The following is a 6,949-nucleotide window of genomic DNA, read 5'->3' on the forward strand; positions in this document are numbered from 1 at the left end:
CTGGAGAGTTGATGAACGGCGTCCCCGACCCGTCAGACCCGATCCGCAACAGTGATGATCTGTCGCGGCTGAAGCTGGCGCAGGCCCTCGACCGGGCCCTCTATGCCATCGCGTGGGAGCGTGCCTGGCCGCATCTGGCGCGGCTTCTGACTGTCGTCGGCCTGTTCCTGGTGGTGTCCTGGGCCGGCCTGTGGCTGGCGTTGCCTTTCATGGCCCGTGCCATCGGTCTCGTCGTTTTCGCCGGCGTTGCGATTGCGGTGCTGTTGCCCCTGATTCGCTTCCGCTGGCCGAGCCGCGAAGAGGCACTGAGCCGGCTCGATCGTGGCTCCGGCATCCGTCACCGCCCGGCCACGACGCTGACGGACACGCTGTCCTCGCAGGATCCGGTCGCACAGGCGCTGTGGCAGGCGCAGCGCGAACGGACGCTGGCCTCGATCAGGCGCATCCGCGCCGGCCTGCCGCATCCGCGGCTCGCGCTGCATGATCCCTGGGCGCTGCGCGCGCTGGTCATGGTGATGCTGGTCGCGACCTTCTTCGCCGCCGGCGACGAGCGCGCGATGCGGCTCGGGGCCGCCTTCGACTGGAATGGCGTGCTGGCGCCCGCCAATGTTCGCGTCGACGCCTGGGTGACCCCGCCGCTCTACACCGGCAAGCCGCCGGTCATTCTGTCGGCCGCCAACAAGGAGGCCGCGGCGCTGCCCGCCTCCGGCCCGCTTGCCGTTCCCGCCGGCTCGACCCTGATCGTGCGCTCCTCCGGCGGCAGCCTCGACGTCACCGTCTCCGGCGGCCTCAAGGAGGCCGCGCCCACGGAAGCCGCGCCCAAGGGAACCAACGAGAAGCATTTCACCATCAGCGCTGACGGCACCGCGCATGTGCGCGCGCCCTCCGGCCAGCCGCAATGGGCGTTTGCGGCCACGCCGGACCGTGCGCCGACGATCGTGCTCGCCAAGGATCCCGAGCGCCAGGCGCGCGGCGGGCTCCAGCTCTCCTACAAGATCGAGGACGATTACGGCGTGACCGGCGCGGAGGCGCAGATCGGCTTGCGCCCCGACGACGCCAAAAATGCCGTCAAGGATGGCAGCAAGGATTCCGACAGCAAGGCCGCGCCGCGGCCGCTGTTCCAGCCGCCGCAATTCCCGCTCGTGCTGCCGAACGCGCGCACCCGCAACGGCGTCGGCCAGACGGTGAAGGATCTCAGCGAGGATCCCTATGCCGGCGCCGACGTCACGCTGACGCTCACCGCCAAGGACGAGGCCGGCAACGAGGCCAGAAGCGAACCCTTCAACATGCGGCTGCCCGAGCGTCTCTTCACCAACTCGCTGGCGCGCGCGCTGATCGAGCAGCGCCGCATCCTCGCGCTCGATGCCAACAGGAATTCGGACGTCTACACCGCGCTCGACGCCCTGATGATCGCACCCGAATTGTTCACGCCGGACGCCGGCTGCTATCTCGGCCTCCGCAGCCTCGCGACCCAGCTCGAGGCCGCCCGCACCGACGATGCCCTGCGCAACGTGGTGGCGAGCATGTGGGCCTTCGCGGTCACCATCGAGGACGATGGCGTCGCCGGCAGCGTCAACGCCGCGCTGCGCTCGGCGCAGGATGCGCTCAAGGCGGCGCTGGACCGCGGTGCCAGCGAGGACGAGATCAGGGTGCTGACGCAGAAGCTTCGCGAGGCCATGGCCGGCAAGGTGCGCGATCTCGCACGGCGCGCCGAACAGAATCCGCTCGGTGCGCGGCAGCCATTCCCCGCCGAGGTCCAGCTCATTCTCGACAAGGCGATCGAGCTGCGACAAAAGACTCAGCATGCGACGCCCGAGCAGCTTGCGGAACTGGCGCAGCAGCAGGACACCTTGCGCGAGCAGCTTCAGGCCTATCGGAAGTCGGCGAACAGCCGTGCCAACAAGGCGGGGGACGACAGGACCAACCAGTTTACGCGGGACCGGAAATGCGGAAGCTAGCACGCGTGCCAGTCTTGAAGGCGATGTCGATCGCCTGCCTCGCCTTCCTGTTGGGAGGCGTTAGCCCCGTCGTGGCCCAGCAGGACCAGGATCCCGATGCTCTGCTCGACAGCGCGGAAAAGGCGATGCAGGAGTCCGGCGACAGCCTCAGGCAGAAGGAATCCGGCAAGAGCCTGAGCAACCAGTCCGACGCCATTCAGAAGCTCGAGGAATACAAGCGGGCCACGGAAAGGAGCCAATCCTCCAGTCGCGATCGTTCCGTCATCACGCAACGGGATCTGGACGACCTCCTGCGGCAGATCGAGAAGGCGGCGCGCGAGGGCAATCGCGAGGCGGCCCAGCGCATGCTCGAGCAGCTCGCGCAGATCATGGAAAGTCTCCAGATGGCGCAGCCCGGGCAATCCGGCGAGAGCGAGATGGAGCAGGCGCTCAACGAGCTCAGCGACATGATCCGCAAGCAGCAGCAATTGCGCGACAAGACCTTCAAGCAGGGCCAGGATTCGCGGCGTGACCGCTCGCGCGGCAAGCAGCAGGGCGATCAGTCGATGTCGGACCTCCAGCAGGATCAGCAGTCGCTGCGCGACCGCCTGAAGAAGCTGCAGGATGAGCTCGCCAAGCGCGGTCTCGCCCAGAAGGGACAAAAGGGCCAGAAGGGGCAGCAGGGTCAGAAAGGCCAGCAGGGCGACCCCGGTCAGAGCGGCGATCAGGACGGCGACCAGGGCGATGACGACGGCAGCCTCGACGCCGCCGACGGCGCCATGGGCGATGCGGGCTCGAAGCTCGGCGAGGGCAATGCCGACGGTGCCGTCGACTCGCAGGGCAAGGCTCTCGAGGCGATGCGCAAGGGCGCGCAGAAGATGGCCGAAGCGATGCAGCAGGGCGACGGCGACGGGCAGGGCGATGGTCCCGGCAATCGGGCCGGCCGTCAGCAGAGCGGCGGCAATCAGACTGATCCGCTGGGACGCCCGCTTCACGGCCGCGATCTCAGCGACGACTACACCGTCAAGATCCCCGGCGAGATCGACGCCCAGCGCGTCCGGCGCATCCTCGAAGAGCTCCGCCGCCGCCTCGGCGACAGCTCGCGCCCGCAGATCGAGCTCGATTACATCGAGCGCCTGCTGAAGGATTTTTGAGCGGGCTCAGCGCGCGCAACCCATCACCGTCACCCTGAGGTGCTCGCCTCTTCGGCGAGCCTCGAAGGGCGACGGCCCGGCTGGCAGCTCGGCCGTACATCCTTCGAGGCTCCCGGCGCGATGCTGGGCATCGCGCCGCTCGCACCTCAGGATGACGGATCAAGTGCAGCTGTAACGAGGCCTCACCCCTTCTTCGCCGCCAGCGCGTCCGCTACCGCGGTGCGGATGTCGGCGACCGAGAACGGCTTTGTCACGACGTCGTGCACGAGCGCCTTGAGGTTCGAGGCGCGCTCGCGCTGGTCGGCAAAGCCGGTCATCAGCAAGATGGTCAGATCGGGAAAGTCGCGCGCGGCGGAGAGCGCCAGCGCGATGCCGTCCATGACGGGCATCTGGATGTCGGTGAGCAACAGGTCGAAGGCGCCGTCCTCGCGGCTCAGGATCTCCAGCGCCTCGGCGCCGTCTTGCGCGGTGACGGTCTCGTGGCCGTCCATGGCGATGGCGCGCGCCACCAGCGTGCGCATCGAATCCTCGTCGTCGGCAATCAGGATTTTCGGCATGGGACGAACCTTGGGATCAGCTCCGCGCGGGCCTTGCGAGCCCGATTATACGCTGCCGCCGGCAATGTCGCGCCGGTTGAAGAAGCGAACGTCGATATTGCGGCCCTCCGGCGGCGGCGAGGCGAGACGCGAGCGGAAGAAGGCGCGCTCGCCGGGCCGCAGCACGGTCTGCTCCAGCACCGCATTCCAGGCGTAGATCTCCGCTCCTTGCGCGTCGCGCACGGCAAAGCGCAGCCGCGGGATGTCGAGCGGCTTCTTGCCCTCGCCGACGATCACGCCCTCGATCACCAACACCTGCTTACCGTCCACGGTCTCGCTGGACAGCTTCACGTCCTTGAAGGCGAGGCCCCGCAGGTTCACCTCGAGCCCGACCAGCTTGTAGAATGCCGCCGTCTGCGGCAGCAGCCGCACCATGTCGCCGCGCCAGATCACCAGCGCCAGCACCAGCGCGCCCATGGCGGCACAGGCGGTCGGCAGGCCGAAATAGGATTTTCGCGGAGCAGCAGTGGCCGCCGGGCGGCTGACCCGCGCACCGCGGCGGCGGAACAGGCCGCGGAACCAGGATTGGTGCTGCACGCCGGCGACCTCCGCCTCGGCCTCCCGGGCCGCCGCCGACCACTCGTCCTCGGTTTCCTTGGCTTCTTCCTCGGGCCAGTCACTGGCGATCGAGGGGCTGTCGACGACAGGCGCATCGGTGGCCCTGTCCGTGGCATAGGAATTCCACTGCTCGGCGAGGTCGGACTGGTCGTCAGCCTGGCTGGCTGCAGCCATGGCCGGGACGGACGCCTCCTCGATGGCATCCTCGGCATGGGCGATCCAGGTCTCCTTGCAGCGGGAACAGCGAACCGCCCGTCCGTTCGCCCCAAGGCTCGCGAGCTTGATGGCGTAGGATGTCATACAATGGGGGCAGACGATATGCATGGACGAGCCTTGATGCATGAACCAGGACTTGAACGAGGTCTTGACCATGACCCCGCCGGGAAGGACCGGGCGGCCACGATGCTACCCATATGCTACAGGCCGACCGTTAACGAACCGGAAACCATAACGGCGGCAAAACCCGTTGATCGCGCCTGGCGGAGCGCAGCCACGCGACCCGCGCCCCCTCTCGAACGGAGCTGAACTTGGTTCGGTTCGAAAATGTCGGATTGCGTTACGGTCTGGGGCCGGAGATCCTGCGCGACCTCAGCTTCCAGATCCCGGCGCATTCGTTCCAGTTCCTCACCGGCCCGTCTGGTGCCGGCAAGACCTCGTTGCTGCGCCTGTTGTTCCTGTCTCATCGACCAACGCGGGGCCTCGTCAATCTGTTCGGCCACGACATCTCGCAGCTCGGCAAGGACGAGATCGCCGATCTGCGCAAGCGCATCGGCATCGTGCTCCAGGATTTCCGCCTGCTCGACCACATGACCACCTATGAGAACGTCGCGCTGCCGTTCCGCGTCATGGGCCGCAGCGAGTCGAGCTACCGCAAGGAGGTGATCGATCTGTTGCGCTGGGTCGGGCTTGGCGATCGCATGGACGCGCTGCCGCCGATCCTGTCGGGCGGCGAGAAGCAGCGCGCGGCGATCGCGCGCGCCGTGATCTCGCGGCCGCAGCTGCTGCTCGCGGACGAGCCGACCGGCAGCGTCGATCCGACGCTCGGACGCCGCCTGCTGCGGCTCTTCATCGAGCTCAACAAATCGGGCACCGCCGTCATCATCGCGACCCACGACATCGGCCTGATGGACCAGTATGAGGCGCGGCGGCTGGTGCTGCACCAGGGACGGTTGCACATCTATGAGTAGGATCGACGAGCGCGGCGTGCTGGTCGACCTCGGGCAGGAGCGTCCGCAGCTGCCGGCCAAGGCGCGCAACATGTCGCCGATCGTGCCGCGCGCCTCGATCCAGGGCCGGGCGCTGGTCGCCGTCGTCGCCATCATGACCTTCCTCGCGTCGATGGCTACGGGCACCGTGCTGCTGGTCAGCGCCTCCGCCGCCGAATGGCAGTCGGACGTCGCGAGCGAGATCACCATCCAGGTTCGTCCGCAAACGGGGCGCGATCTCGAACGCGACACCGCAGCGGTGACGGAGGCGATGCGCGCGCAAGCCGGCGTCGTCGAGGTCAAGCCGTTCAGCAAGGAGGAGAGCGGCAAGCTGCTCGAACCCTGGCTCGGCACCGGGCTGTCGATGGACGATCTGCCGGTGCCGCGCATGATCATCGCGCGCGTGCAACCCGGCACGCCGCTCGATCTCGACGCCTTGCGCGCACGGGTGAACCAGGTCGCGCCGGGCGCCAGCGTCGACGATCATCGCGCCTGGATCGAGCGGATGCGCTCGATGACCAACGCCACCGTGCTCGCCGGCCTCGGCATCCTCGCGCTCGTGATCGTCGCCACGATCATCTCCGTCTCGTTCGCGACCCGCGGCGCCATGGCGGCGAACCGCCCGATCGTCGAGGTGCTGCATTTCGTCGGCGCCGGCGACCGCTACATCGCCAATCACTTCCTGCGTCATTTCCTCAGGCTGGGCCTCGAGGGCGGCGTGATCGGCGGCGGCGCCGCCATGCTGGTGTTCGGCTTCTCCGAGTCGATCGCCGGATGGTTTTCCGGTACCCCCGTCGGCGACCAGTTCGCCGCGCTGCTCGGCACCTTCTCGCTGCGGCCGTCCGGCTACATCGTGCTTGCGGTCCAGGCCGTGCTGATCGGCGCCATCACCGCGGTGGCCTCGCGCCAGACGTTGTTCGCGACCTTGAATGATGTGGATTGAGATTGTCCCTTCTCTCCTTGCGGGAGAAGGAGGCGCGAAGCGCCGGATGAGGGGAGAGGAAAGAAACCGGACTCCACTTCGCCTCAAAACGTCATAAAATCGCTTCAGGGAAGGGATTACCGGCATCACATGACCTCGCCGACCGACGATCGATCGCCGAAACTGCCGCGCGGCTGGCTGCGCGCGGCAATCGTGTCGACGATCGCGCTCGCCTTCGTCGGCGCCGCGGCGGGCTTCGTCGCGTTCCTGTCGCAATTGCGCGGCGCCGAGATCGCACCGAGCCGCAAGGCTGACGGCATCGTGGTGCTGACCGGCGGCTCCTCGCGGGTGTCGGATGCGATGGAGCTGCTCGCTGCCGGCTACGGCAGGCGGCTATTGATCTCCGGCGTGCACCCAACCTCGACGGCGAGCGACATCTCCAGGACGCTGCCGGAGAACCAGTCCTTCATGACCTGTTGCGTCGATCTCGACCGCACCGCGCTCTCGACCCGCGGCAACGCGGCGGAGGCACGGCGCTGGGCCGAGGGGCGCCGCTTCAAGTCGCTGATCGTGGTCA

General features: G+C 67.8%; 7 protein-coding genes. 5 read left to right on the plus strand and 2 right to left on the minus strand.

The annotated features are described in order from the left end of the window. Positions 1-11 precede the first annotated feature (11 nt). Both E4K64_RS28820 and E4K64_RS28825 read left to right on the plus strand, forming a co-directional pair. Positions 12-1,958, plus strand: coding sequence for a TIGR02302 family protein (locus tag E4K64_RS28820; RefSeq protein WP_135166495.1), 1,947 nt, complete (start codon positions 12-14; stop codon positions 1,956-1,958). Continuing rightward, on the plus strand, positions 1,946-3,091 hold the full coding sequence (locus E4K64_RS28825; protein WP_126259377.1) for a DUF4175 family protein: 1,146 nt from the start codon (positions 1,946-1,948) through the stop codon (positions 3,089-3,091). Before E4K64_RS28820 ends, E4K64_RS28825 begins: the two co-directional genes overlap by 13 nt. 182 nt (positions 3,092-3,273) lie before the next feature. On the opposite strand, the gene E4K64_RS28830 is transcribed toward E4K64_RS28825, so the two are convergent. Then, complete coding sequence (locus E4K64_RS28830) at positions 3,274-3,648, minus strand: response regulator (RefSeq protein ID WP_126259378.1); 375 nt, start codon at positions 3,646-3,648, stop codon at positions 3,274-3,276. A gap of 45 nt (positions 3,649-3,693) precedes the next feature. Further along, complete coding sequence (locus E4K64_RS28835) at positions 3,694-4,569, minus strand: MJ0042-type zinc finger domain-containing protein (protein WP_167772314.1); 876 nt, start codon at positions 4,567-4,569, stop codon at positions 3,694-3,696. Between the two features lie 203 nt (positions 4,570-4,772). Here E4K64_RS28835 and ftsE point away from each other — a divergent pair, with 203 nt between their 5' ends. The 3 genes from ftsE to E4K64_RS28850 form a co-directional block, all read left to right on the plus strand. Beyond that, the gene (ftsE, locus tag E4K64_RS28840) at positions 4,773-5,432 is read left to right on the plus strand and encodes a cell division ATP-binding protein FtsE (protein WP_126259379.1); all 660 of its coding nucleotides are present in this window, start codon (positions 4,773-4,775) and stop codon (positions 5,430-5,432) included. Continuing rightward, entirely contained in the window at positions 5,425-6,393 is a 969-nt protein-coding gene (locus E4K64_RS28845; RefSeq protein WP_135166496.1) for a cell division protein FtsX, read from the plus strand. The genes ftsE and E4K64_RS28845 overlap by 8 nt, the downstream gene beginning before the upstream one ends. 129 nt (positions 6,394-6,522) lie before the next feature. Then, positions 6,523-6,949 (plus strand): YdcF family protein (locus tag E4K64_RS28850; protein ID WP_135166497.1); only part of this gene is annotated, 427 nt, incomplete at its 3' end.

Source organism: Bradyrhizobium frederickii, assembly GCF_004570865.1.
GTDB classification, from domain to species: domain Bacteria; phylum Pseudomonadota; class Alphaproteobacteria; order Rhizobiales; family Xanthobacteraceae; genus Bradyrhizobium; species Bradyrhizobium frederickii.

What these genes read in the sequence shown, in the direction of transcription:
- E4K64_RS28820 (WP_135166495.1), top strand. Translation starts at nt 12, where the DNA reads ATGAACGGCGTCCCCGACCCGTCAGACCCGATCCGCAACAGTGATGAT.
- E4K64_RS28845 (WP_135166496.1), top strand. Translation starts at nt 5,425, where the DNA reads ATGAGTAGGATCGACGAGCGCGGCGTGCTGGTCGACCTCGGGCAGGAG.
- E4K64_RS28830 (WP_126259378.1), bottom strand. Translation starts at nt 3,648, where the DNA reads ATGCCGAAAATCCTGATTGCCGACGACGAGGATTCGATGCGCACGCTG.
- E4K64_RS28835 (WP_167772314.1), bottom strand. Translation starts at nt 4,569, where the DNA reads ATGCATATCGTCTGCCCCCATTGTATGACATCCTACGCCATCAAGCTC.
- E4K64_RS28825 (WP_126259377.1), top strand. Translation starts at nt 1,946, where the DNA reads ATGCGGAAGCTAGCACGCGTGCCAGTCTTGAAGGCGATGTCGATCGCC.